22 protein-coding genes are annotated in these 25,622 nt (G+C 74.6%); 14 read left to right on the forward strand and 8 right to left on the reverse strand.

The window, feature by feature from the left end; all coding sequences use genetic code 11:
• Positions 1-74: 74 nt before the first annotated feature.
• Positions 75-1,274, forward strand: coding sequence for an acyl-CoA dehydrogenase family protein (locus IF23_RS0102125; RefSeq protein ID WP_030279101.1), 1,200 nt, complete (start codon positions 75-77; stop codon positions 1,272-1,274).
• Between the two features lie 24 nt (positions 1,275-1,298).
• On the opposite strand, the gene IF23_RS0102130 is transcribed toward IF23_RS0102125, so the two are convergent.
• Positions 1,299-3,167, reverse strand: coding sequence for a sensor histidine kinase (locus IF23_RS0102130; RefSeq protein ID WP_051739119.1), 1,869 nt, complete (start codon positions 3,165-3,167; stop codon positions 1,299-1,301).
• Positions 3,168-3,207: 40 nt separating this feature from the next.
• Positions 3,208-3,966 carry a response regulator transcription factor gene (locus tag IF23_RS0102135; protein ID WP_030279105.1) on the reverse strand — a complete coding sequence of 253 codons (759 nt, stop codon included), beginning with the start codon at positions 3,964-3,966 and terminating at the stop codon, positions 3,208-3,210.
• Positions 3,967-4,192: 226 nt separating this feature from the next.
• On the opposite strand from IF23_RS0102135, the gene IF23_RS0102140 reads away from it, so the two are divergent.
• Together IF23_RS0102140 and IF23_RS0102145 are read left to right on the forward strand one after the other, a co-directional pair.
• Positions 4,193-5,026 (forward strand): class I SAM-dependent methyltransferase, encoded by an 834-nt coding sequence (locus IF23_RS0102140; protein WP_030279107.1) that lies wholly within the window; start codon positions 4,193-4,195, stop codon positions 5,024-5,026.
• A 171-nt stretch (positions 5,027-5,197) separates the two neighbouring features.
• Positions 5,198-6,055 (forward strand): class I SAM-dependent methyltransferase, encoded by an 858-nt coding sequence (locus IF23_RS0102145; protein ID WP_030279108.1) that lies wholly within the window; start codon positions 5,198-5,200, stop codon positions 6,053-6,055.
• A gap of 111 nt (positions 6,056-6,166) precedes the next feature.
• On the opposite strand, the gene IF23_RS0102150 is transcribed toward IF23_RS0102145, so the two are convergent.
• Positions 6,167-7,462: a glycoside hydrolase family 27 protein gene (locus IF23_RS0102150; RefSeq protein ID WP_030279110.1), complete on the reverse strand. Its 1,296-nt coding sequence runs from the start codon at positions 7,460-7,462 to the stop codon at positions 6,167-6,169.
• A 243-nt stretch (positions 7,463-7,705) separates the two neighbouring features.
• Between IF23_RS0102150 and IF23_RS0102155 the strand changes: the two genes are divergently transcribed.
• Complete coding sequence (locus tag IF23_RS0102155; protein WP_030279111.1) at positions 7,706-8,809, forward strand: NAD(P)H-dependent flavin oxidoreductase; 1,104 nt, start codon at positions 7,706-7,708, stop codon at positions 8,807-8,809.
• 28 nt (positions 8,810-8,837) lie between these two features.
• A complete protein-coding gene (locus tag IF23_RS0102160) occupies positions 8,838-10,388 on the forward strand; it encodes an acyl-CoA synthetase (RefSeq protein ID WP_030279112.1) in 1,551 nt (516 codons plus the stop codon).
• Here the strand turns inward: IF23_RS0102160 and IF23_RS0102165 are convergent.
• A complete protein-coding gene (locus IF23_RS0102165) occupies positions 10,385-10,837 on the reverse strand; it encodes a hypothetical protein (RefSeq protein WP_078653725.1) in 453 nt (150 codons plus the stop codon). The two genes, IF23_RS0102160 and IF23_RS0102165, sit on opposite strands and share 4 nt — an antisense overlap.
• Before the next feature lie 380 nt (positions 10,838-11,217).
• On the opposite strand from IF23_RS0102165, the gene IF23_RS0102170 reads away from it, so the two are divergent.
• Both IF23_RS0102170 and IF23_RS0102175 read left to right on the forward strand, forming a co-directional pair.
• Positions 11,218-12,744 carry a fatty acyl-CoA synthetase gene (locus IF23_RS0102170; RefSeq protein ID WP_030279114.1) on the forward strand — a complete coding sequence of 509 codons (1,527 nt, stop codon included), beginning with the start codon at positions 11,218-11,220 and terminating at the stop codon, positions 12,742-12,744.
• Between the two features lie 264 nt (positions 12,745-13,008).
• Positions 13,009-13,809 carry a VOC family protein gene (locus IF23_RS0102175; RefSeq protein WP_030279115.1) on the forward strand — a complete coding sequence of 267 codons (801 nt, stop codon included), beginning with the start codon at positions 13,009-13,011 and terminating at the stop codon, positions 13,807-13,809.
• Positions 13,810-13,906: 97 nt separating this feature from the next.
• On the opposite strand, the gene IF23_RS0102180 is transcribed toward IF23_RS0102175, so the two are convergent.
• On the reverse strand, positions 13,907-14,743 hold the full coding sequence (locus IF23_RS0102180) for a class I SAM-dependent methyltransferase (RefSeq protein WP_030279116.1): 837 nt from the start codon (positions 14,741-14,743) through the stop codon (positions 13,907-13,909).
• A 221-nt stretch (positions 14,744-14,964) separates the two neighbouring features.
• Between IF23_RS0102180 and IF23_RS0102185 the strand changes: the two genes are divergently transcribed.
• On the forward strand, positions 14,965-15,621 hold the full coding sequence (locus IF23_RS0102185) for a chorismate mutase (RefSeq protein ID WP_245654864.1): 657 nt from the start codon (positions 14,965-14,967) through the stop codon (positions 15,619-15,621).
• A gap of 15 nt (positions 15,622-15,636) precedes the next feature.
• On the opposite strand, the gene IF23_RS0102190 is transcribed toward IF23_RS0102185, so the two are convergent.
• Positions 15,637-17,268, reverse strand: coding sequence for an acyl-CoA synthetase (locus IF23_RS0102190; protein ID WP_030279118.1), 1,632 nt, complete (start codon positions 17,266-17,268; stop codon positions 15,637-15,639).
• 234 nt (positions 17,269-17,502) lie between these two features.
• Here IF23_RS0102190 and IF23_RS0102195 point away from each other — a divergent pair, with 234 nt between their 5' ends.
• The 4 genes from IF23_RS0102195 (at position 17,503) to IF23_RS0102210 (ending at position 21,613) form a co-directional block, all read left to right on the forward strand.
• Complete coding sequence (locus IF23_RS0102195) at positions 17,503-18,303, forward strand: crotonase/enoyl-CoA hydratase family protein (protein WP_030279119.1); 801 nt, start codon at positions 17,503-17,505, stop codon at positions 18,301-18,303.
• Positions 18,304-18,405: 102 nt separating this feature from the next.
• Positions 18,406-19,398, forward strand: coding sequence for a Zn-ribbon domain-containing OB-fold protein (locus tag IF23_RS0102200; protein ID WP_051739101.1), 993 nt, complete (start codon positions 18,406-18,408; stop codon positions 19,396-19,398).
• The gene (locus tag IF23_RS0102205) at positions 19,398-20,453 is read left to right on the forward strand and encodes a thiolase domain-containing protein (protein WP_030279122.1); all 1,056 of its coding nucleotides are present in this window, start codon (positions 19,398-19,400) and stop codon (positions 20,451-20,453) included. The genes IF23_RS0102200 and IF23_RS0102205 overlap by 1 nt, the downstream gene beginning before the upstream one ends.
• The gene (locus IF23_RS0102210; protein ID WP_030279124.1) at positions 20,450-21,613 is read left to right on the forward strand and encodes a thiolase domain-containing protein; all 1,164 of its coding nucleotides are present in this window, start codon (positions 20,450-20,452) and stop codon (positions 21,611-21,613) included. Before IF23_RS0102205 ends, IF23_RS0102210 begins: the two co-directional genes overlap by 4 nt.
• A gap of 30 nt (positions 21,614-21,643) precedes the next feature.
• Here IF23_RS0102210 and IF23_RS0102215 read toward each other — a convergent pair whose 3' ends face one another.
• A complete protein-coding gene (locus tag IF23_RS0102215) occupies positions 21,644-23,977 on the reverse strand; it encodes an MMPL family transporter (RefSeq protein WP_030279126.1) in 2,334 nt (777 codons plus the stop codon).
• A 107-nt stretch (positions 23,978-24,084) separates the two neighbouring features.
• Here IF23_RS0102215 and IF23_RS0102220 point away from each other — a divergent pair, with 107 nt between their 5' ends.
• Positions 24,085-24,771: a TetR/AcrR family transcriptional regulator gene (locus IF23_RS0102220; protein WP_245654858.1), complete on the forward strand. Its 687-nt coding sequence runs from the start codon at positions 24,085-24,087 to the stop codon at positions 24,769-24,771.
• A gap of 30 nt (positions 24,772-24,801) precedes the next feature.
• Here the strand turns inward: IF23_RS0102220 and IF23_RS33890 are convergent, their stop codons facing one another.
• Entirely contained in the window at positions 24,802-24,948 is a 147-nt protein-coding gene (locus tag IF23_RS33890; protein ID WP_157847966.1) for a pyridoxine 5'-phosphate oxidase C-terminal domain-containing protein, read from the reverse strand.
• Between the two features lie 164 nt (positions 24,949-25,112).
• On the opposite strand from IF23_RS33890, the gene IF23_RS0102230 reads away from it, so the two are divergent.
• Positions 25,113-25,613 (forward strand): hypothetical protein, encoded by a 501-nt coding sequence (locus IF23_RS0102230; protein ID WP_030279130.1) that lies wholly within the window; start codon positions 25,113-25,115, stop codon positions 25,611-25,613.
• The last annotated feature ends 9 nt before the right edge of the window (positions 25,614-25,622 follow it).

The raw sequence follows: 25,622 nt of genomic DNA on the forward strand, positions 1-25,622 counted from the left end.
CGGCCCGTCAGAAACCGTCGCGCCGCGGGCCGTCGGCGACAGGAACGTACGGACACCGGACGAAGGGCAGGGCCGTGCACCTCGCATACACCCCCGCACAGCAGCGGTTGCGCGCCGAACTGCGCGGCTACTTCGCCGAGCTGATGCCCGAGAACACCTACGCCCAGGACGCCGACCCCGCCGCCCGTAAACGCTTCTACCGCGCCACCGTGCGGCGCCTGGGCGCGGACGGCTGGCTCGGTGTCGGCTGGCCCGAGGAGTACGGCGGCCGGGGCATGACGCCGATGGAACAGTTCCTCTTCTTCGACGAGGCGGCCCAGGCGGGCGTCCCGCTGCCGCTGATGGCGCTCAACACCGTCGGCCCCACCCTCATGCGCTACGGCACCGACGAGCAGAAGGCGTACTTCCTGCCCCGCATCCTCTCCGGCGAGATCGACTTCGCCATCGGCTACAGCGAACCGGACGCCGGTACCGACCTCGCCGCGCTCCGCACCCGCGCCGTCCGCACCGGCGACGAGGACACCGGCCACTACGTCGTCGACGGCCAGAAGATCTGGACCACCAACGGCGACACCGCCGACTGGGTCTGGCTCGCCGTCCGCACCCGCAGCGCCGCCGACGGCACCCCGCCCCACAAGGGCATCACCCTGCTCCTCGTCCCCACCGACGACCCCGGCTACTCCTGCACCCTCATCAACACCCTCGCCTCACACGACACCACCGCCAGCCACTACGACCACATCACCGTGCCCGCCGCCCGCCGCGTCGGCCGGGAGAACGAGGGCTGGCGGATCATCACCAACCAGCTCAACCACGAACGCGTCACCCTCGCCGCCCACGGCACCATGGCCATCCGCGCCCTCCACGACGTCCAGCACTGGGCCGCCACCACCCGCCTCACCGACGGCCGCCGCGTCATCGACCTCGGCTGGGTCCGCACCCGCCTGGCCCGCACCCACACCGCCCTCGACGCGATGAAACTCCTCAACTGGCAGATGGTCGACGCCCTGGAACGCGGAACCCTCACCCCGCAGGACGCCTCCGCCGTCAAGGTCCACGGCTCCGAGGCGCGCCGCGACGCCTACGCCTGGCTGATGGAGATCCTCGCCGCCGCGGGCCCCCTCAAGGACGGCTCCACCGGCGCCGCCCTCCACGGCGACCTGGAACGCGGCTACCGCTCCGCCGTCATCTTCACCTTCGGCGGCGGCAACAACGAGATCCAGCGCGAGATCATCTCCTGGATCGGCCTGGGGATGCCCCGGGTACGGCGGTGAGGCGGTACGCCCGCTGCCCGGCGGTCAGCCACCGACGGACCCGCCGTGGGGTCCGGCCACCGCGCCCCCGACCGGCCCGGAGGGTTCCCGGGCCGCCGGGAGGGTGAGCCGGAAGACGGCGCCCGCGCCCGGGGCGCTCTGTGCCGTGACGGTGCCGCCGTGGGCCTCCGCGAGCTTCCGCACGATCGACAGCCCCAGACCGCTGCCGCCGGTCTGTCGGCTGCGGGACTTCTCGGCGCGCCAGAAACGCTCGAAGACATGCGGGAGTTCGTCCGCCGCGATGCCCGTTCCGGTGTCCGCCACCTCGATCCGTACGGAGCCCTCCGCCGCCCGCGCGCGCAGCGTCACCGTGCCGCCGCGGGGCGTGTGCCGGATCGCGTTGGAGAGCAGATTGCCGGTCATCTGCCGGAGCCGGACCGGGTCCGCGGCCACGGGCGGCACCCCGTCGGCGGTGACGGTCAGCCGCACCCCGCCCGCGTCCGCGTCGGCGCGGTGCGCGGTCGCGGTCTGCGCCAGCGCGTCCGCGACCGCCACCGGCACCTTCGACAGCCGCAGCTCGCCCGCGTCGGCCGCCGACAGATCGCGCAGGTCGTCGATGATGTGCTGCAACAGCAGGGCCTCCTCCAGCACGGAGGCCAGCAGCTCCGCGTCGTTGTCGACAACGCCGTCCTCCGCCGCCTCCAGCCAGCCCCGGATGTTGCTCAGCGGCGTACGCAACTCGTGTGCCACATCGCTGACCATCGCCTTACGGAGCCGCTCCAGCTCCGCGCGCCGCCCGGCCATCGTGTTGAACGCCGCCGACAGCCGCCCGATCTCGTCGCCGCCGACCACCCGCACCTGGGCGGACGCGTCGCCGTCCGCCAGCCGCTGCACCGCGGCGGTCAGCGCCCGCAGCGGACGCACCAGCCGGATGCCCGCCAGGACGGTGACGGCGACGGTCACCAGCAACACCAGCGCCGCGCCCCCGGCGATCCGCGCCTTGTTGGCCGGGGAGAGGGAGAAGAAGGTGGTCGCGGTGCGGGTCGGGGCGGAGACGTAGAGCTGCGCGGCGGGCGCCACGTACGGCGCGAGCTGTTCCGCGCGGCCGGTGGCGAGGCAGGAGGAGACCAGCGGGCCGCCGGACCAGCGGCCGGTGGCGGCCGGTCGCCCCTCGCCGTCCAGCGTGAGGGTGGTGGCGTGCGCGCCGCGGTGGGCGAGACAGGTGTTGACGAGGGTGTTGAGCGCACCGAGCGCCTTCCGCTCGGTGGGCGTCGGCCCGCCGCCGAGGGCCGGGGTGGTGCAGGCGGGGGCGGCGCTGGTGGCCGGGGGCACCAGCCGGGGCCGTCCGCTCGGCAACCGTTCGACACGGGCGTCGGTGCCGCCGGTCCGGTGCAGACAGCTCCGAAGGCGCGCGGCGAGGCTGTCCAGGGCGGTGCGTTCGTCCGGGGGCAGCAGGAACGGGCCCACCGCCCGCGCGTCGATCCGGTCGCCCGCCGCGCCGGGCAGCAGGTCGGGGTCGACGGCGAGCGGGTCGATGACGGCGGTGGGTTTGGCGGGCGGCCGGAACGGTACGCCGGGCTCCGGGTCGGAGTCGGCGACCGGCCGCGACCCGCCGCGGGCGGTCAGCACGATGCGGTGGCCGGTCCGGCGGGCGAGCGCGGCGACCGTGGCGTCCGCGTCCGACCAGTCCGGGTGCCGGGCCGCGTAGCCGAGCAGCGCGTCGTACGTCCGGGCGTCGTCGGCCAGCGCCTGACCCTGCTCCTGCCGGATGGCGACCGCCGTCATCCGGACGACGACATACGCGGTGGCCGCGACCGAGCAGACGGAGACGACCACGGAGACGGCCAGCAGCCGCAGCAGCAGACTGCGGCGCAGCGCCCTCGGCGCACGGCGCCAACGGGCCGGCGGGCGCACCGGGTCCCCCTCCGTGGCGCCGCCCCGGCGCCCGGCCCGGTCAGCGCCCACGGCGGGTGTCCCGGCGGCCGTCGGCGGGCGGCTCCTCGTCGACGAGCTTGTAGCCGACGCCGTAGACCGTCAGGAGGCGGCGGGCGTCGCGGGGGTCCTCCTCGATCTTCTTGCGGAGGTTCATGACGTGGACGTCGACGGTCCGGGCGGTGATGTAGCGGTCGACGCCGTGCAGCCGCTCCAGGATCTGCGCCCGGGTGAAGACCTGCCCCGGCCGCGACGCCAACACCTCCAGCAGCCGGAACTCGCCCGGTGTGCAGTGGATCCGGCGGCCGTGGGCCCACACCTCGTGGCGTCCGGGGTCCACGGTCAGCGGCCCGGACCGCAGTACGGGGTCCGGCGCGGGCGCGGGCGCCGCCGGGCCGCCGCCCGTCCGGCCGCCGCGCCGCAGCAGCGACCGGGCGCGGGCCATCAGCTCCCGCGGGCTGAACGGTTTCGTCAGATAGTCGTCGGCGCCCAGGTCCAGGCCGAGCAGCAGATCGTCCTCGGTGGAACGGGCGGTCAGCATCATCACCGGCAGGGCGGCCAGCTCCGGCTCCGCGCGTACGATCCGGCACACGTCGAGGCCGTCGATGTGCGGCATCATCACGTCGAGGATCAGCAGCTCCGGTGGCCGCCGCCGGAGTTGGGCGAGCGCCGTCGGCCCGTCGTGCACGACGACCACGTCATGGCCCTCGTGCTCCAGGTAGCGGCGGACCAGATCCGCCTGTTTCGCGTCGTCCTCGGCGACGACCACATGCGCGCACATGCGGTGAGTCTAGGAACGCCGCACCCCGCACCGGGCCACCGGAGCGGGCCGCAACCGGTACACCACGGGTTCCTGACAGCTTTCTGACAATCCGTCGCGCCGCCGGGCGGCAGCCCGCACCGGGGGCGCGGCGCGCCCGTCACCCGCGCTCCCCGCCCGGCGTTGTCCCGTCGAGCGGTCCCCGTGGACGGGCCGCGTACGGCGGTTTCCAGGAGGTGTGGCACGGATGACGGAGAGTGCTGGGGGGACGGGGCCCGCCATGCGGCCCGTGGTGTGGGAGACCTACGGGCCGGAGGATCTGGGCGGACAGCCGATCTTCGGCGGCGGGTTCATCAACTTCGGGTACTGGCGCGGCATCGACCTGGACCGCCCGCTCGGCGAGGCGGAGCGGGTCCGCAGCCAGGAGGACCTCTACCGGCACGTCCTGGACGCCGCCGCGCCGCGGCCCGGCGCGCGGGTGCTGGAGGTGGGCTGCGGGCTGGGCACGGGATGTGTGGTGATGCTGCGGGAGTACGGGTGCGCCGTCACCGGTATGGACATCCATCCGCAGCAGCTGAGCCGGGCGCGCGCCGCCCATGCGGAGGTGCTGCGGGCGGAGCCGGGGCGGCTGCGGTTCGTCCGGGGCGCCGCGGAGCGGATGCCGTGCGGGGACGGCGAGTTCGACGTGGTGGTGAGCGTGGAGGCGGCGCAGCACTTCCCGGACCTCGGCGCCTTCGCCGCGCAGACCGCGCGGGTGCTGCGGCCCGGCGGCCGGGTGGCGGTCGCCGGGTTCTTCACCGTGGACGAGGCGCCGGACCGCCCCGACCGCCTCGCCCGGCTGCTGGAGACCTTCGACAGCGGACTGGACATCGCCCGGCCGGTACGCGCCCTCACCGACGCGTTCGCGGACGCCGGGCTCGCCGGGGTGTCGGCGGCGTCGATCGGACGGTACGTCTGGCCGGGCTGGGACCGCTGGCTCGCCCGCTGGTGGGCCCCGGACACCTGGCCGCGGAACTTTCTGCGCGCCTATCAGGAAGGGATCCTGGACTATTACCTCGTCACGGCGGACCGGCCGCGGTAGGGGCGCGGGGCGCCCGGACCCCGCGGGCGGGCGCCCCGCCGCCGCACCCCGGCGCGCGGTGGCTCCCGGTGGGCGGGCCGCGGCGATAGCCTCGCCCGGGGCGGCCCGGAGCGCCGCCACCGGCAGGCCGCGGGCCGGGGCCGGGAGCGGCACACAGGAGGAGCGGACACCGTGGCGGACGAAGCGAACGAGACCCCGGACAGCACCGCCGTACGGGTCGCCCTCTGGCGGGCGCTGCACGTCCGGGCGGACGCGGCGCCCCCGGTCCTGCACGACGAGACCGGGCTGCAACTGGCCGACCCGGAGGACGGGTGGGAGCGGCGCGGCGACATGGATCTCCACGGCACCGGCGGGTTCCGCGCCGCCGTCGTCGCCCGCGCCCGCTTCGTCGAGGATCTCGTCACCGACCGGCTCGCCGACGGCGTCGGCCAGTACGTCATCCTCGGCGCCGGGCTCGACACCTTCGCCCAGCGCCGCCCGGAGACCGCCGACCGGCTGCGGATCTTCGAGATCGACCAGCCGGGCACCCAGGCGTGGAAGCGGCGCCGCCTCGACGCGCTCGGATACGGCGTCCCGGACCGGCTGCGGTTGGTGCCGGTCGACTTCGAGGCGGGCGACGACTGGTGGGCGCGGCTGGTCGACGCGGGCTTCGACCCCGCCCGGCCCGCCGTCGTCGCCTGCACCGGCGTCACCATGTACCTCACCGAGGAGGCCGTCACGGCGACCCTGCACCGCCTCGCCGGGCTCGCCCCGGGCTCGACGCTCGCCCTGACGTTCCTGCTGCCCACCGAACTCCTCGACGCCGCCGACCGCCCCGCGCTGGAGGCCACCGCGCCGCAGGCGGCGGCTGCCGGAACGCCGTTCCGCAGCTTCTTCACCCCGGAGCGGATGCTCGCGGCGGCCCGGGAGGCCGGTTTCCGGGAGGTCCGCCATGTGGCCGGAACCGCGCTCGGCGCCCGCTACTTCGCCGACCGGCCCGACGGCCTCCGCCCGTCCAGCGGCGAGGACTTCCTGGTGGCCACGGTCTGACGGCCACGCCCGGCCCCGGGAGCGCGGCGGGCGCCCGGGCGGGGCTCCGCCGAGGCGCGGCCCCCCGGCGGACGGACCCGCCCGCCGGTCCGTCCGCCGGTGGGCCGTCCGTTACTCCGCGCTCACCCGGTACAGCGCCGTCGCGTGCGGCGCCAGCGTGGTGGCGGTGAGGGGGCCGGTGGTGCGGGTGGTGCGGCCGGTGGTCAGATCGCGGACCCGGTAGGAGTGTGCGGCGGGCAGTCCGGCGGCGGTCGCCGTGGTGGACACCGTGCGGGGCGTGTCACCGGAGTTGAACAGCGCCACGGCCCGGTCGCCGCCGCGCAGCGGCTTCGCCAGCACCGCCGTCTCCTCGTCGTGGTGCACCAACTCGCCCTGGACGCCCAGTGGGTCCTGGTCGACGGCGATGATCTCCTTGTTGCCGAGGACCCGCAGCGCGGCGGGGGAGAGGCGGGTGAGATCGGTGCTGGAGATCAGCGGCGCGGCCATCACCGCCCACAGCGCCATCTGGCTGTGGATCTCCGTCTCGGTCAGCCCCGAGTCACCGGCCAGCAGGAAGTCCGGGTCGTTCCACCGGCCCGGCCGCTGCAACGCCGCCAACTGCGCGTTGTAGTCGAAGTTGTAGCGGATCGAGGACCACTTCGCGGCCGGGGTGTGCTTCTCCACCGCGATGTCCCGCCCCTCCCGCCAGAGGTTGCCGACCTCCCCGGACCAGCCGATGACCCGGTGCCAGAGCGCATCGCCCTCGTACTGGAAGTACGCCGGGGCGGAGACCGAGAAGGCGATCGGGCGGCCGGTGGCGCGCAGCGCCCGGCTCATCTGCCGGTAGACGTCGTGGTAGGTCTCCTCCTTGGTGCGGCCCGCCGCCGTCGGCACGTTGCAGCCGTCGAACTTCAGGTAGTCGACCTTCCAGCTGGCGAAGAGATCGGCGTCCTGCTGGAAGTGGCCGAGGCTGCCCGGGTACTTCTCGCAGGTCAGCGTCCCGGCGTCACCGTAGATGCCGTACTTCAGGCCCATCCGGTGCAACTCCCGCCCGATGTACGCCATGCCGTGCGGGAACTTCGCCGGATCGGGCACCAACTCGCCGCTCTTCCCTCTCTCCTTGAGCGTCCAGCAGTCGTCGACGGTGACGGTGTCGTACCCCTTCGCCGCCAGCCCGGTGCGGACCAGCGCCCGGGCGTTGTCGAGGATCACCTTCTCGCTGACGTCGCACATGTAGTACGACCAGTTGTTCCAGCCCATCGGCGGGGTCGGCGTCAGATCGGGGTACCGCTCCGCGCTGTGCCGGGCGGCGGGCGCCGGATCGGCGGACGCCGGGGCGGTGGCCGCGAGCAGGCCGGTCGTGCAGACCGCCGCGGCGGTCAGCGCGACGGCGGCACGGCCGGGACGGGAAACCGGAGGAATACGCACAGGGCACCTCACGAGGGACGAAGCGGGGCGGGGACGGCCGGAGGCTAGGACCGCACCGGAGGCCGGTCAAGACACCCCGCCGCACGCTGACGGGGATTCAGCCGCCGGAGCCGCCGCACCGTCCGCGCGGGGCACGGGGGTACGAGGGCGTCCGGGACGCCGCCCGCCACCCGACCCGCGCTGAACTGACGCCACGTCAGAAAACCTCTTCCCTCCTCCGCCCCCCTGCGGCATCCTGCGCCCATGCAGACCGAGCTGAGCACCACGCTGGGCGTCGAGCACGCCGTCTTCGGGTTCACCCCGTTCCCCGCGGTCGCCGCCGCCATCACCCGCGCCGGTGGCTTCGGCGTCCTCGGCGCGGTCCGCTACACCGCGCCCGACGAACTCGCCCGCGACCTGGAGTGGATGACGGCGCACACCGACGGCCTGCCGTACGGGCTCGACGTCGTCATGCCCGCCCGCAAGGTCGAAGGCGTCACCGAGGCCGAGGTCGAGGCGATGATCCCGGACGGCCACCGCGACTACGTCGCACGGATCCTCGCCGAGCACGACGTCCCGCCGCTGCCCGAGGGCGAGACGTCCGGCTGGCGGATCACCGGCTGGATGGAGGAGGTCGCCCGCAGCCAGCTGGACGTGGCCTTCGACCACCCGATCAAACTCCTCGCCAACGCCCTCGGCTCCCCGCCGCCCGACGTCATCGCCCGCGCCCACGACCGCGGCATCCGCGTCGCCGCCCTGGCCGGAAGCCCCCGCCACGCCCGCCACCACCGCGACGCCGGGATCGACATCGTCGTCGCCCAGGGGTACGAGGCCGGTGGGCACACCGGGGAGATCGCCACGATGGTGCTCACCCCCGAGGTCGTCGCCGCCGTCGACCCGCTGCCGGTGCTCGCCGCCGGAGGCATCGGCACCGGCGAACAGATCGCCGCCGGGCTCGCCCTCGGCGCCCAGGGCGTCTGGCTCGGTTCGCTCTGGCTCACCACCGAGGAGGCCGAACTCCACTCCCGGCGGCTGACCGCCAAACTCCTCGCCGCCGGACCCGGCGACACCGTCCGCTCCCGCGCCCTGACCGGCAAACCCGCCCGCCAGCTGCGCACCGCCTGGACCGACGCCTGGGACGCCGCGGACGGCCCCGGCCCCCTCCCGATGCCCCTCCAGGGCCTGCTGGTCGCCGAGGCCACCTCCCGTATCCAGCGCCACGGCATCGACCCGCTGCTGGGCACGCCGGTCGGCCAGATCGTCGGCCGGATGAACAGCGAACGCAGCGTCCAGGCCGTCTGCGACGACCTCACCCGCGGCTTCGAGAAGGCCGTCGACCGCATCAACCGCATCGCGGGCCGCGCCTGACCGCCGCGCCCGCCGAGGAGGCAGCACGATGACGGACCACCCCGCACCGCCCACCGGCTTCTGGGCCCAGGCCACCGCCGACCCGGACCGCACCGTCCTGATCGCCCCCGACGGCGAGGAGTGGACCGCGGGCCGCCTGCACGCCGCGGGCAACCGCCTCGTCCACGGGCTGCGCGCCGCCGGACTCACCCGCGGCGACGCCTTCGCCGCCGTCCTCCCCAACGGCGTCGAGTTCCTGACCGCGTATCTCGCCGCCTCCCAGGCCGGTTTCTACTTCGTCCCCGTCAACCACCACCTGGTCGGGCCCGAGATCGCCTGGATCGTCGCGGACTCCGGGGCGAAGGTGCTGCTCACCCACGAACGGTTCGCCGACGCGGCCCGCGCCGCCGCCGACGAGGCCGCTCTGCCCGCCGGACGCCGCTACGCGATCGGCGCCGCCGAGGGGTTCCGCCCCTACGCCGACCTCCTCGACGGACAACCGGACACCCCGCCCGCCGACCGCACCCTGGGCTGGGTCATGAACTACACCTCCGGCACCACCGGCCGCCCCCGCGGCATCCGCCGCCCGCTGCCCGGCACGCCGCCGGAGGAGACCCATCTCGGCGGTTTCCTCGGGATCTTCGGCATCCGGCCGTTCGACGGCAATGTCCATCTGGTCTGCTCGCCGCTCTACCACACGGCCGTCCTCCAGTTCGCCGGTGCCTCCCTGCACCTCGGCCACCGGCTGGTCCTGATGGACCGCTGGACACCCGAGGAGATGCTGCGCCTGATCGACACCCACCGCGCCACCCACACCCATATGGTCCCCACCCAGTTCCACCGGCTGCTGGCGCTGCCCGAGGAGGTCCGCGCCCGGTACGACGTGTCGTCGATGCGGCACGCCATCCACGGGGCGGCGCCCTGCCCCGACCATGTCAAACGCGCCATGATCGACTGGTGGGGGAGCTGCGTCGAGGAGTACTACGCGGCGAGCGAGGGCGGCGGCGCGTTCGCCACCGCCGACGACTGGCTCAAGAAGCCCGGCACCGTCGGCAAAGCGTGGCCGATCAGCGAACTTGCCGTCCTCGACGACGACGGCAACCCCCTGCCCCCGGGCGAACTCGGCACCGTCTACCTGAAGATGCGCACCGGCGGCTTCCGCTACCACAAGGACGACGCCAAGACCCGGAAGAACCGCGTCGGCGACTTCTTCACCGTGGGTGACCTGGGCTGTCTCGACGAGGACGGCTATCTCTTCCTCCGCGACCGCAAGATCGACATGATCATCTCCGGCGGCGTCAACATCTACCCCGCCGAGATCGAATCCGTCCTCCTCGCCCACCCCGCCGTCGCCGACGCCGCCGCCTTCGGCATCCCGCACGACGACTGGGGCGAGGAGGTCAAGGCCGTCGTCGAACCGGCCGAGGGCCACGAGGCCGGAGCCGAACTCGCCGCCTCCGTCCTGGAGTTCTGCACCGGACGACTGGCCGGATACAAACTCCCCAAGTCCGTCGACTTCGTCCCCGCCATGCCCCGCGACCCCAACGGCAAGCTCTACAAGCGACGGCTGCGCGCACCGTACTGGGAGGACACCCCCTAGGGGTTCCCCGGCCGGGCGAACGCGGCCCGCAGCCGCCCGCCGTTCACCAGCGCGACCACCCCGGCCAGCAGCACCCCGCACCCGGCCTGTTCCCACCGCAACCAGACCGGGAACGCCCCGGGCAGCGCCACGATCACCACGACGGCCACCAGCATCGCCCCGGAGGCCAGCCGCAGCCGCAGGAACGCCCGCCGGTGCCCGCGGGCGGCCCCCGCGGCGAAGGACGCCATCAGCAACGAGGTGGCGGCCACGATGATCACCCGTGTCCACACGGCACCGTTCACCGCCACCGGATCGTGGCGCAGCACCACGGCGGCGCCGAGCGTGAGCACCCCGAGGACGACGTACCAGCCGACGAGCTGCCGGGTGCGGCGCAACCGCCGCCGCACCTCCGGCTCCCGCAGGATCTCCCCGTCCACCCCACCGGTCCGTGGACCCGTCCTGACCATGTGTTCCTCCCCTTCCCCGGCGGCTGCCGCGCCGTCCGGACCGTCCCCGCGGGCCGACCGTGGCCGCCTCCCACGGGCCGTCCCAGCATCCGGCGCGCGTCCCACCGGGACATCCGCCGCCGGGACGAGCCGACCCCCGGCCGCACCCGGGGGCGAGGCGGCGCGGCCCCTTAAGGGACCGGCCCGCCGAACCCGCCCCGACGGGCCGGAGTGGGGCGGAATCCCGGCGGTACCGCCTGCTCGGACGAGGGGGAACGGCCCGGGCGCACCCGTAGGGGACGTGGCCCGGTCCCCGGCGCGCGGCGGGCGGGCGTGCGCCGGGCGGTGGCGCCTCTGCCGGGTGCCTTGACCGGGCCGGGGACGGGGCCGAGGATCGCGCCATGACGGCAGCGCGGAGCAACACGGTCGACGGAGTCCTGCGGCGCAGCGCCCGGCGGGTGCCCGGGCGGACGGCGGTCCGCTACGCCGACCGCGCCTGGACCTACCGGGCACTGGACGAGGCGGTGACCGCGGCGGCACACGTACTGCGCGGCCTCGGCCTCACCCCGGGCGACCGGGTCGCCGCCTACGGACGCAACTCCGACGCGTACCTCATCGGCTTCCTGGCCTGCTCGCGCGCGGGGCTGGTGCACGTCCCCGTCAACCACGCCCTCACCGGCGAGGACCTGCGCTACGTCCTCGACCAGTCCGGCAGCTCCCTCGTCCTGACCGACCCCGCCCTCGCCGCCCGGCTCCCGGCGGAACTCCCCGCCCTGCCGCTGCGCGACGCCCCGGACGGACTCCTCGCCCGCCTCGCGGCGGCGCCGGGGACGGACCTGGACGACCTCCCCGGGGACGACGGCGACGCGCTCGCCCAGCTCCTGTACACCTCCGGGACCACCGCGCTCCCCAAGGGCGCGATGATGACGCACCGCGCCCTGGTGCACGCGTACACCAGCGCCGTCATCGCCCTCGACCTGACGGAGAGCGACCGGCCGCTGCACGCGCTGCCGCTCTACCACTCGGCGCAGATGCATGTCTTCCTGCTGCCCTATCTGGCGGTCGGCGCGGAGAACACCCTCGTGGACGGGCCCGCCGCCGAACAGCTCTTCTCCCTGATGGAGACCGGCCGGGTGGACAGCCTGTTCGCGCCGCCCACGGTGTGGATCGGCCTCTCCCGCCACCCCGACTTCGCCGTCCGCGACCTCCGCGGGCTGCGCAAGGCGTACTACGGCGCGTCGATCATGCCCGTACCGGTCCTGGAGCAACTCCGCTCCCGGCTGCCCGCGCTCGCCTTCTACAACTGCTTCGGACAGACCGAGATCGGCCCGCTCGCCACCGTCCTCGGCCCCGGGGAGCACGCCGGACGGATGGACTCCTGCGGCCGCCCGGTGCTCTTCGTCGAGGCGAAGGTGGTCGACGCGGACGGCCGTGAGCTGCCGGACGGCGAGCGCGGCGAGATCGTCTACCGCTCCCCGCAGCTGTGCAGCGGCTACTGGGACAAGCCGCAGGAGACCGCCGAGGCGTTCCGCGACGGCTGGTTCCACTCCGGTGACCTGGCGGTACGCGACGCCGACGGCTACTTCACCGTCGTCGACCGGGTCAAGGACGTCATCAACTCCGGCGGGGTGCTGGTCGCCTCCCGCCAGGTCGAGGACGCGCTCTACGCCCATCCGCAGGTGGCGGAGGTCGCGGTGATCGGGCTGCCCGACGAGCGGTGGATCGAGGCGGTCACCGCCGTCGTCGTCCGCACACCCGCGGCAGACGCGGACGCGCCGGTCGGGGAGCGGGAGCTGATCGACGCGGCACGGGCCCGGCTCGCCGGGTTCAAGGTGCCCAAGCGGGTCGTGTTCGTCGACGCGCTGCCCCGCAACGCCAGCGGCAAGATCCTCAAACGCGAGCTGCGCGCCCGCCTCGCCGCCGGCTGACCGGCGCCGCCGACCCGCCGGACGCCCGCGCCGAGCGGCGGGCGCGGGCGGAGATCGCGGGCCACCGCGTGTACGGAGGGCGACTGTCAGTGCCCCCTGCCATGCTGGGAACCGGTCGAAATCCCGCGTGCGGTGACGGTGCGTCATCGCCGCGCGGGAGCCGGCCACGGTCGCCGTGTGCCGCGTCACGGCGCGCCGACCGCAGCGCCGTCCCGGCACCGCACAGCCACCCGTCCGCGCAAGGCGAAGGACCTCGGAGGACCCATGCTGACCACCGACTACGCACCGGGCATGCCCAACTGGATCGACCTCGGCACCACCGACACCGACGCCGCCGTCGCGTTCTACTCCGCCGTCTTCGGCTGGACGCACCGGTCCGCGGGGCCCGAGGCCGGAGGCTACGGCTTCTTCCAGCTCGACGGGCGGACCGTCGGCGCGATCGGCCCGCTGACCGAGGAGGGCGCCACCCCGTCCTGGACCGTCTACTTCCACACCGCCGACGCGGAGGCCACCGCCCGCGCCGTCGAGGCGGCCGGGGGAGCGGTGCGGATGGCGCCGGGCGATGTCTTCACCGCCGGACGGATGGCCGCCTTCACCGACCCGACCGGCGCCGACTTCGGCGTCTGGCAGCCCCGGGAGAACCCCGGTCTCCAGGCCGTCATGGCGCCCGACACGCTCTGCTGGACGGAGCTGTACACCAGCGACACCGCCGCGGCCAGGGAGTTCTACCGCACGGTCTTCTCCTGGACGTACCAGGACATGCCGATGGGCGACGGCCCGGTCTACGGCATCGTCTCCGCGGCGGGCGGCGGCACCGGCGCGGACACCAGCCAGGGCGGCGTCCTACAGCTCCCGAAGGAGCATCTGGACGCCGGTGCGGTCTCCGAATGGCATCCGTACTTCGGCGTCACCGACTGCGACGCCACCTTCGAGATGGCCACGGAGCTGGGCGCCCGTGTGCAGATCCCGCCCATGGACATCCCGCGCGTCGGCCGCGTCGCCGCGGTCCAGGACCCGTGGGGCGCGCCGTTCGCCCTGATCAAGGGGGACCCGACGATGGAGTGAGCGGGCACGCCGGGGCGGTCGGCGGGACCGGCCGTGGCGGGGCCGCCGCCCACGTCCGCCCCGCCCACGTCACCCCTGCCGCGTCACCCCGCCCGCGTCATGCCACCCGGGTGGCCGTGCCCAGCAGGGCCACCGCCGGAAGGGCCACGAAGCCGTCGCCCACCGCATGGGCGGCCACCTTCCGGTCGTAGGCCCGGCGGACCGCCGTGCGGGAGGCGTCGTCGAGATGCCGGAGGACGGTGGCGGCCACCGGCGTACCGGTGGTGATGTCGTGCCACCACTGGCCGGGATCGACGCGGTGCAGCAGCTGCGACCGCTCCACATCGGCGTCCCCGAACCCGGCCGCGTCCAGCAACCGGCAGAAGGCGGCAGGCCGTTCGGTGGCGTCGTACCCGGCGAGGAACGGTGCGGCCTCGGGCGCCTCGGCGGGCCGGTCCACCCCCGACTCCGTCAGCGCCTCCCCGAACAGCGCCAGCGCCCGCATCGCCTCCTGGTCCCAGCAGGACAGCGCGGCCCGGCCGCCGGGCGCCAGCACCCGGTGCACCTCCGCGAGGCCCGCGGCCGGGTCCCCGAGGTGGTGGATGACGAAGTTGCCGGTCACGGCGGTGAACTCGCCGTCCGCGAACGGCAGCGCGTCCAGCAGGGCGACCCGCACGTCGAGCCCGGGATGCGCGGCCTTCGCGAGCGCGGCCATCTCCGGGGAGGCGTCCACCGCCGTCACCTCCGCGCCCCGCCGCAGCGCCGCGGCCGCCACCGGACCGGGACCGCATCCCACGTCCAGCAGCCGGGTGCCGGGCCCGACGCCCGCCGCGTCCAGCAACGGCGCGACGAACCGGGCGGTGAGCCGGGCGAAGCCCTCGCGGTACGCATCGCTGCGCCCGGCCCAACCCTCCCGCTCGAACCGGTCGAACGACTCCGCGTCCCAGGTGGTCATGGCCGCTCCCGCCTCTCCTCGATGGCCGTTCATCGTGGCAGCCGGGGCGCCCGGACGACCAGCGGCCACCTCCCGGAACCGGCCGGACGGAACACCGCCCGGCCGGGCCCGACGCCCCGTAAGCTCATCGGCCCGGGCCGCGTACGGCCGCCCGTTGCGGCGCCGAGCGCTCCCGGAGCGCCCGATACGAGAAAGGCCGAAAGGTGCAGCCGACCCCCGTGATCCGACGCCTCCTGCCCGCCGCCGCGTGTGCGGCGCTCCTGCTCACCGGGGCGGGCGGGGCACACGCCGCCACCGCCACGGCGGGGGCGCACCCCGCCCCGTCGCACGCCGCCCCGGCCCCGGGCGCACCCTCCGCGGCGACGCCCACCGGCGAGGCGGCCGCCCGCTCCCCGTACCGTCACCTGAGGCCGCTCGCCGCGCTCTCCGCCGAGCGGGCCGCCCTCGGTGATCTGGTGGCGGCCGCCAAGTGGGGCACCGGTGCGCCGATCGACGATCCGGTGCGGGAGCAGGAGGTGCTGGACGCCGTCGCGGCGCAGGCCACGCGGCTCGGCGCCGACCCGGAGGCCACCCGGCGGATCTTCCGCGACCAGATCGAGGCCAGCAAGGTGGTGCAGCGCGGTCTGTACCGCCGCTGGACGGCGGACCCGGCGCGGGCCCCGCAGGAGCGGCCCGACCTGGCAGTGGTCCGCGCCGAGATCAACCGCGTCAACGCCGCCCTGGTCCGCGCCGTCGCCGCCTCCCCCGAGGCCCGCTCCGCGCCGTACTGCCCGGTGGTCCTGGGCGCCGCCGCCGACCGGGTGCGGTACGAGCGGCGGCTGGACGCCCTGCACACCCGGGCGTTGGGGCGCGCGGTCCGGTCGGTGTGCGGGGGCTGAGGGCCCGTCGCCTCCTCAGCCCGCGTCGCCGCCGCCCGCCGCCACCGCCTTCGCCCACCGGTAGTCCGCCTTGCCGCTCGGTGACCGCTGGATCTGATCGGTGAGGACCACCGTGCGGGGGACCTTGTACCCGGCGAGGCGGGAGCGGCAGTGGGCGCGTACCGCCTCGGTGTCCAGCGGGGCGGCGCCGGGGCGGAGTTGGACGACGGCGGCGACGCGGCTGCCCCAGTGCGGGTCCGGTACGCCCGCCACCAGCGCGTCGTAGACGTCCGGATGGGCCTTGAGGGCCTGTTCGACCTCCTCCGGGTAGATCTTCTCGCCGCCGGAGTTGATGCACTGCGAGCCACGGCCCAGGACCGTGACCACGCCGTCCGCGTCGACGGTGGCCATGTCGCCGAGCAGCACCCAGCGGTCGCCGTCCGCCTCGAAGAACGTCTCGGCGCTCTTGGCCGGATCGTTGTGGTAGCCCAGCGGGACATGGCCGCGCAGCGCGATCCGGCCCACCTCGCCCGGGGCGACCGGCCGCCGGGTCGCCGGATCGACCACCGCGGTACGGGGGTTGACCCGCACCCGGAAGCCCCGGTCGGGCCCGGAGTCGTCGGTCGCCGTGCCGTTGAAGCCGGACTCCGACGAGCCGAAGTTGTTGAGCAGCATCGCCTGCGGCACCAGCGCGGTGAACTGCGCGCGGACCGTGTCCGACAGCACCGCGCCGGAGCTGGAGACGCTGAACAGCGAGGAGCAGTCGGTGCCGCGCAGCGGACCGGCCAGCGCGTCGGTCAGCGGGCGCAGCATCGCGTCGCCGACCAGCGAGACGCTGGTGACCTTCTCCCGCGCCACGGTCCGCAGCACCTCCTCGGGCACGAACTTGCGGTGCAGGACGACCTTCTGGCCGAAGTGGAAGGCGATGAACGCGGTCAGCGTGGAGGTGCCGTGCATCAGCGGCGGCGTCGGGAAGAACACGATGCCGTCACCTCCGGCCGCCACCCGCTCCGCGACCTCCTCCGGGCGCCGCACCGGCTCGCCCGTGGGGGCGCCGCCGCCCATCCCGGAGAAGAACAGGTCCTCGTGGCGCCAGACGACGCCCTTGGGCATCCCGGTGGTGCCGCCGGTGTAGATGATGAACCGGTCGTCGGCGGAGCGCGGCGCGAACCCGCGCCCCGGCGCCCCCGCCGCCTCCGCGTCCGCGAGCGCCACCGGCACCGGATCCGGCACCGGCGCGCCCCGGGGCGCCTGCCCGACCCGTACGAGATGGCGGAGCCGGGGCGCGTGCGGGGCGGCGGTGGCGACCCGGGCGCTGAACTCGCCGTCGAAGACCAGCGCCACCAGGTCCGCGTCCCGGTAGAGATAGGCCAACTCGTCCTCGACGTACCGGTAGTTGACGTTCACCGGTGTGGCGCGGATCTTCAGGCAGGCGTAGAGGGTCTGGAGGTACTCGACGCCGTTGTAGAGGTGGAGCCCGACGTGGTCGCCGGGGCGGACGCCGCGGTCGGCGAGGTGATGGGCGAGGCGGTTGGCGGTGCGGTCCAGCTCCGCGTAGGTCAGCCGCCGTTCGGCGCCGCTGCCCGGATGGTCGACGTACACCAGCGCCTCGCGGTCGGGGACCGCGTCGACGATCGATTCGAAGAGGTCGGCCAGGTTGTACTCCACGTCTCCTCCAGACCGTGCCGGACGGCGGCTCGGCGGCCATTAGAGCGGGGCCCGCGACAGCAGGGAAGGGCTCCGGCGAAGAAAACTGACTGAGTGTCAGAAAACTCTTGAAGTCGCCGTACCGCTCCTGCACCCTGTTCGGTGCGTGGCGCCCGGGCCCCGCCCGGCGTGCGGCGTCCGGGCGAACCACGGACTTCGCGGACGCGCCCGGCGTCCACAGACGGGAGGACGGACATGGGCGGGACGGAACATCTCACCGTGCACCGCGAGGGGGCGACCCTGGTGCTCACCCTCGACCGGCCGGAGGCGAAGAACGCGCTGTCGCTGCCGATGCTGGTCGGCCTCCACGACGGCTGGCTCGCCGCCGACGAGGACGACACGGTCCGCTCGATCGTGCTCACCGGCGCGGGCGGCACCTTCTGCGCCGGTATGGACCTCAAGGCCCTCGCCGGAGACGGCATGGCCGGTGACCACTACCGCGAACGGCTCCGGGAAGACCCCGACCTGCACTGGAAGGCGATGCTGCGCCACCACCGCCCCCGCAAACCGGTGATCGCCGCGGTCGAGGGGCACTGCGTCGCCGGGGGCACCGAGATCCTCCAGGGCACCGACATCCGGGTCGCGGGGGAGAGCGCCGTCTTCGGCCTCTTCGAGGTCGCCCGGGGCCTCTTCCCGATCGGCGGCTCCACCGTCCGCCTGCCGCGCCAGATCCCGCGCACCCACGCCCTGGAGATGCTGCTCACCGGCCGCCCGTACCCGGCGTCCGAGGCCGCCCGGATCGGGCTGATCGGCCATGTCGTCCCCGACGGCGGGGCGCTGGACAAGGCCCTGGAGATCGCCGAACGGATCAACGCCTGCGGTCCGCTCGCCGTGGAGGCGGTCAAGGCATCCGTCCACGAGGCCGCCGACCTGTCCGAGGCCGACGGGCTCGCCGCCGAACTCGCCCGGGGCTGGCCGGTCTTCGACACCGCCGACGCCAAGGAGGGCGCCCGGGCCTTCGCCGAGAAACGCCCGCCCGTCTTCCGGCGCGCCTGACCCGCGCACCGGACCACCCCTCGCGCCCGGCGCGCGTCCGATCGCCGGGGGCGCACCGTGCACCCCGCGCGCCCCGGCCACGCGCCCACCCAAGGAGTCCGCATGCCAGAGGTCACGCCCGAGCCCACCGCGCCACCCGCCGCACCGGAGGACGTCCTCACCGCGCCCCTCGTCGTGGAATTCCCCTTCACCCGGTCGCTCGGCCCCGTCCGCGGCGCCTTCCTGACCGGACTGCGCGAACGCACCGTCCTCGGCATCCGGGCCACCGACGGCCGCGTCGTCGTCCCGCCCACCGAGTACGACCCGGAGACCGGCGAGGAGCTGAGCACGCTCGTCGAGGTCGCCCCCACCGGCACCGTCACCACCTGGGCCTGGAACCCGACCCCGCGCCGCGGCCAGCCGCTCGCCACCCCCTTCGCCTGGGTCCTGGTCCGCCTCGACGGCGCCGACACCGCCCTGCTGCACGCCCTGGACGCGCCCGGGCCGGACGCCGTCCGCACCGGGATGCGGGTCCGCGTCCGCTGGGCCGCCGACCGCACCGGCGCCATCACCGACCTCGCCTGCTTCGTCCCGGACGACGCCCCCGCCCCGGAGACCGCCGAACCGGCGCCCCACCACGGCGCGTTCGACGACCCGGTCACCGGGATCACCGTCCCCGCCCGGCTCGACTACACCTACGCACCCGGCCGCGCCCAGACCCGCTATCTGCGGGCCCTCGGCGACCGCCGCACCCTCGGCGAGCGCTGCCCGGTCTGCCGCAAGGTCTACGTCCCGCCCCGCGGCGCCTGCCCCACCTGCGGCGTCGCCACCGCCGAACAGGTCGAGGTCGGCCCCCGCGGCACCGTCACCACCTTCTGCATCGTCAACATCAAGGCCCGCAACCTCGACATCGAGGTGCCCTACGTCTACGCCCACATCGCCCTCGACGGCGCCGGACTGCCGCTCCACGCCCGCATCGGCGGCATCCCGTACGACCAGGTCCGCATGGGGCTGCGCGTCGAACCGGTCTGGCGCGACGGCAGCCGCTACCCCGACCACTACCGGCCCACCGGCGAACCCGACGCCGACTACGACAGCTACAAGGAGCTGATCTGATGCCGGGCCCGATCCGCGACATCGCCGTCGTCGCCTTCGCCCAGAGCGACCATGTGGCCGACAGCAGCGCGGTCTCCGAGGCCGAGATGGTGCTGCCCGTCCTCCACGACGTCCTCGACCGCACCGGCCTCAAGGCCCGCGACACCGGCTTCGTCTGCTCCGGCTCCTCCGACTACCTCGCCGGTCGCGCCTTCTCCTTCACCATGGCCCTCGACGCCGTCGGCGCCTGGCCGCCGCTCTCCGAGTCCCATGTCGAGATGGACGGCGCCTGGGCGCTGTACGAGGCCTGGGTCGCCCTCCTCACCGGCGAGGCCGACACCGCCCTCGTCTACGCCTACGGCAAGTCCTCCCCGGGCGATCTGCGTGAGGTCCTCACCCGCCAACTCGACCCGTACCACCTCGCCCCGCTGTGGCCGGACTCCATCGCCCTCGCCGCCCTCCAGGCCCAGGCCCTCCTGGACGCGGGCCTGACCTGCGAGGACGAGCTGGCCGCCGTCGCCGCCCGGTCCCGCACCGCCGCCGCCGACAACCCGCACGCCCAACTGCGCGGCCCCCGCCCGCAGGGCGACCACGTCGTCGCCCCGCTGCGCCGCGGCGACTGCGCACCCGTCGGCGACGGCGCCGCCGCCGTCGTCCTCGCCGCCGGGGACCGCGCCCGCGCCCTCTGCGACCGGCCCGCCTGGATCCGCGGCCTCGACCACCGCGTCGAGGCCCACTCCCTCGGCGTCCGCGACCTCACCGCCTCACCCTCCACCCGCCTCGCCGCCGAACGCGCCGGAGCCTTCGACCGCCCCGTCGACCTCGCCGAACTGCACGCCCCCTTCACCTCCCAGGAGATCGTGCTGCGCCGCGCCCTGGACCTGGGGGACGGCGTCGACGTCAACCCCTCCGGCGGCGCGCTCGCCGCCAACCCCGTGATGGCCACCGGCCTGATCCGCATCGGCGAGGCCGCCGCCCGTATCCAGCGCGGCGAAAGCCACCGGGCCCTCGCCCACGCCACCTCCGGTCCCTGTCTGCAACAGAACCTCGTCGCCGTCCTGGAGGGGGAGTCATGAGCAAGGAGCCCGTGGCCGTCGTCGGCATCGGTCAGACCGCGCACGTCGCCGCCCGCCGCGACGTCTCGCTCGCCGGACTCGTCCGGGAGGCCGCCCGCCGCGCCCTCGACGACGCCGCCCTCGACTGGCGCGACATCGACGCCGTCGTCATCGGCAAGGCCCCCGACTTCTTCGAGGGCGTGATGATGCCGGAGCTGTTCCTCGCCGACGCGCTGGGCGCCGTCGGCAAACCCCTGCTCCGGGTGCACACCGCGGGCTCGGTCGGCGGCTCCACCGCGCTGGTCGCCGCCAAACTCGTCGCCGCCCGCGTCCACCGCACCGTCCTCACCCTCGCCTTCGAGAAACAGTCCGAGTCCAACGCCATGTGGGGCCTGTCCCTGCCGATCCCCTTCCAGCAGCCGCTGCTCGCCGGGGCGGGCGGCTTCTTCGCCCCGCACGTACGCGCCTATCTGCGCCGCAGCAAGGCCCCCGACCACATCGGCTCCCTCGTCGCGTACAAGGACCGCCGCAACGCGCTGAAGAACCCCTACGCCCACCTCCACGAGGTGGACCTCACCCTGGAGAAGGTGCGGTCCTCGCCCATGCTGTGGGACCCCATCCGCTACTCCGAGACCTGCCCCTCCTCCGACGGTGCCTGCGCGATGGTCCTCACCGACACCGCCGGCGCCGCCCGCTCCCCGCACCCTCCGGCGTGGCTGCACGGCGGCGCCATGCGCAGCGAACCCACCCTCTTCGCCGGGAAGGACTTCGTCTCCCCACGCGCCGGGCGCGACTGCGCCGCCGACGTCTACCGCCAGTCCGGCATCACCGACCCGCGCCGCGAGATCGACGCCGTCGAGATGTACGTCCCGTTCTCCTGGTACGAGCCGATGTGGCTGGAGAACCTCGGCTTCGCCGCCGAGGGCGAGGGCTGGAGACTCACCGAGTCCGGCGCCACCGCCCTCGACGGCGATCTGCCCGTCAACCCCTCCGGCGGCGTCCTGTCCACCAACCCGATCGGCGCCTCCGGCATGCTCCGCTTCGCCGAGGCGGCCCTCCAGGTACGCGGCCGGGCGGGCGAGCACCAGATCGACGGGGCCCGCCGCGCCCTGGGCCACGCCTACGGCGGCGGGGCGCAGTTCTTCTCGATGTGGCTGGTGGGCGCCGACCGGCCGGAGTGACCCGGACCGGACGGCGCCCCGTCGGGAGCGCTACCGCGGCGCGGCGGCGTGCGGCCGGTCGGCGGGACGGTCCGGCAGCGGGATCTTCTGCGCCAACCTGTCGCCCTCGACGTCCAGATCGGGCAGCAGCCGGTCGAGCCACGCGGGCAGCCACCAGGCCCGCTCCCGGGCGAGGGCCATGGTGGCCGGGATGAGCGTCAGCCGGATGACGAAGGCATCGATGACGATGCCGACGGCGAGCGCGAAGCCGATCTGCTTGATCATGGGATCGGGGTTGACGACGAATCCGGCGAAGACCGCGACCATGATGGTGGCGGCGGCCACGACGACGGACGCGGCGCGGGAGAACCCGGCGCGGGTGGCCCCGTGCGCGTCCGCGCCGTGGACGTGCGCCTCCCGCATGGAGGTGACCAGGAACATCTGGTAGTCCATGGCGAGCCCGTAGAGCACGCCGGTGATGAGGACGGGCAGCAGGCTCACCACGGGCGCGGTGGCGTCCAGCCCGATCAGGCCCTGCAACCACCCCCACTGGAAGACCGCCGTGGTGACGCCGAAGGTCGCCCCGATGCTCAGCAGGAAGCCGAGCGTCGCCATCAGCGGCACCAGCACCGACCGGAAGACCAGCAGCAGGACGATCAGGGAGAGCCCCAGCACGGTGGCCAGATAGACGGGCAGGACGTCGGTGAGCCGGTCCGACATGTCGAGGGCGAGCGCGGTGAAGCCGCTGACGCCCAGGGTGGTGCCGCTGTCCGCGCCGATCCGCCCGCTCCGGTGGCGCACCTCGGTGACGAAGTCCTCGGTGGCGCCGTCGTTGGGGCCGCTCGCCGGGACGAGCGCGAGGACCGCCGTGCTCCCGGCGGGGTCCATCCCGGCCAGCGACACCGACCGGGCGCCCTCGATCTTCCCGAGGTCGGCGGTGAGCGTGGCGAGCGCCGCGGGGGTGAGCGGACGCGTGGCGTCGGCGGGGTGCACGGCGATCATCAGCGGACCGTTGTACCCGCGCCCGAAGGCGTCGCTGACCAACTCGTAGCTCCGGCGCTGTGCGGTGTCCCCGTTGTAGCCGGCGCCCGAGGGCAGCCCCGACCGCATGTCGGCGGCGGGCAGCGCCAGTACGACGGGGATCAGCAGGGCGGCGGCGAGCGCCGGGTACCTGCGCCGGACCAGCCCCGCCGCCCACCGCGGCGTCCACGGCCGCCGGGTGGCCTCGGCGGACCGCGGCGCCCGGCCGCGCGCCGGGCGGATGCGTTCCTTGACGAGGCCCAGCAGCGCGGGCAGCAGTGTCAGGGCGAGCAGCACGGCGATCGCGACGGTGGCCGCGGCGACCACGGCCATGGTGCTGAGCAGGGTGATCCCCACGACCAGCAGGCTGGTCAGGGCGATGACGACGGTGCTTCCGGCGAAGAACACCGCACTGCCGGCGGTACCGATCGCCCGCGCCGCCGCCTCGTGCGCGTCGGGCCCGTCGTCGAGGATCAGCCTGCGCTGCCGGACGATGACGAAGAGCGCGTAGTCGATGCCCACGGCCAGCCCCAGCATCAGGGCGAGGACCGCGGTCAGCGAGTGGATCTCGAAGACCCCGGAGAGCGCGAACGCCCCGCCGACCCCGACCGAGACCCCGGTCAGGGCGACGACCAGCGGCAGTCCGGCCGCCACGACCGACCCCAGGGTGACCAGCAGGACGAGCGCCGCCACCCCGACGCCGACGACCTCCCCGACGCCGACCACTTCGGGCAGCTGCATCATCGACCCCGACGGCAGCACGTCCAGCCCGCCGGGCGCGGCCTGCTGCCGGGCGGCGTCGACGGTGTCCTCGACGGTCCCGGCGGGGAGTTCGAAGATCTGCTTGTCGAACTGGAACTGCAGCAGCGCCGCGGAGCCGTCGGCGGACACCGCGACACCGGGCACCGGCTCGCCGCGCACCAGGAGCGGCACCGGCGCCTTCCCTGCGGAGGGATGCGGAGCGGCCCGGTCCACCGCCGCCCGGGCCTGGAGCAGCGCGCTCCGGCTGCCCTTGGCGGCCTCCTCGGCGAGGGTGGTGCGCGGGTCGACGACATGGTCGTGGCGGTGGACCGCGTCCACGGCCGCCAGCAGCGCGCCGCGGGTCCGCCCGTCACCGATCCGGGTGCCGTCCGGCGCCCGGAAGACCAGCATGCCCTGCCCGCCGGACGCCTCCGGCAGGGACGTGGACAGGTCGTCGATGACCCGCTGGGCCGGGGTGCCGTCGATACGCACCTCGTTGCTGATCTTGATCGGGTTGGCCGCCAGCAGCCCGGCGACGGCGGCCACCACGGCCAGCCAGCCCCCGATCACGTACCAGGGCCTGCCGTAGGCCCACCGGCCCAGCCGGTACAGCAGAACGGACACCGCTCTCTCCTCGTCTCCGGTCGCCGTGCGTCCGGGCAGGGGCGCAAAGCGAGAGTCCACTCTCGAAACGAGAGGAGGCTACCAAAGTGATAGTGAACTATCACCGGATGATCCGGCGGGTAGTCTTCGTCGCCAGAGCAGGAAAGGAGTGGCAGATGGCCACCAACGGCGACCGCGCCCCGCGGCGCAGAGTGGACGCACGCTCCACCGTCGAGCGGATCACCGCCGCCGGACGGACCGTCCTGGGCAGGGGCGACGGCTCCCTCGAACAGATCGCGGCCGAGGCGGGCGTGGGCATCGCCACGCTCTACCGCCACTTCCCCAACCGCGAGGCCGTCGTCCGCGCCGTCCTCGACGACCTCCTCGACACCGAGCTGCCGCCGCTCGTCGCGCACGCCACCGACGCCCCCGAACCCCGGCAGGCGCTCCAGGAGATCGCCACCCACCTCCTCGACCGGATCATCGAGGAGAAGGGGCTGGTCACCTTCGTCAGCAACTTCGCCGACGTCGCCGTCGACGTCCTCCAGCGCTTCGGCCGGTCACTCACCCCGCTGCTGCTCGCCGCCCAGGAGCAGGGCGGGATCCGCAAGGACCTCACCCCGGAGGACATCCCGCGCTTCCTGGTGATGGCCGTGGCCGGGCTCGCCGTCCCGGGCACCGCGCCCGCGGTCCGGACCCGCTACCTCACCCTGATGTTCGACGGCCTGAACCCCGCCCATGCGACGCCCCTGCCCCCGCTGGACCCCGGCGAGGACGACCTGCGCACCGCGGTCGACCACATCGCCCGCGGCTGACGCGACAACCGCTCCCCGGGCCGTCCGCCGTCACGGCCAGAGCAGACCCGCCGTCCAGCTCTCGCCGCCGGGCCCGTACGCGAGCCGGGTGTGACGGCGACCCCGGGAGCCCTGCCGGAACTCCGGGTGCGCGGCGAACCGCCAGCCGTCCGGACCGAGGTTCTTGAGGATCAGCATCCGCGCCGACGGGCGGCCCCGGCATCGGCCGCGGACACCGTCCCCCGCCCCTGCGCACGGGCCCCACCGGGACGGCCGCCCGCCCGCGGCCCGGCCCCGCGCCCGCCCGCCGGGCCCCCGCCGCTGGGTCCGCCGACCGCCGTCCGGGCACGTACGATGGCGGCATGTCCTTCCTCCGCCGCCGCAGCGCAGCCACGCCCGCCGGGCCTGACTTCGACGTCCTCGCCATGGATCCCGGGGACTGGCCGGGCAACCTCGGAGCCGGGCTGCTGCCCGCCCCCGACGGCACCTGCCAGGGCGTCTTCCTCCGCTACGACCTGTTCGGCGGCCGCGGCCCCGCGATGGTCATCGGAAACCTCCCGGAGGGTTCCCCGGCCCGCGAGCTGGCCGACGGCGAGGTCCCCTTCGAGGTCGCCCAGCTGCTCGCGGCGCTCGGCAACGACGAGCCGGTCGAGGTCGTCGAGAGCGAGGACACCCCCGTCATGCACGAGGACAACCTCCTCATCGTCAAGCGCATCAAGTGTTCCGAAAGCCGCGTCTCCTGCGTCCAGTTCGACCGCAGCGACGGCGTGCTGGTCACCATCGCCAGCTGGGACCGCCCGATCACCGACGACCTCTACGCCCTCCTCAAGCCGCTGCCGGCCGAACTCTTCCAGCAGCACTGACGCGCGCGG

It is taken from the genome of Streptomyces catenulae, assembly GCF_000718015.1.
Taxonomy (GTDB): Bacteria; Actinomycetota; Actinomycetes; order Streptomycetales; family Streptomycetaceae; genus Streptomyces; species Streptomyces catenulae.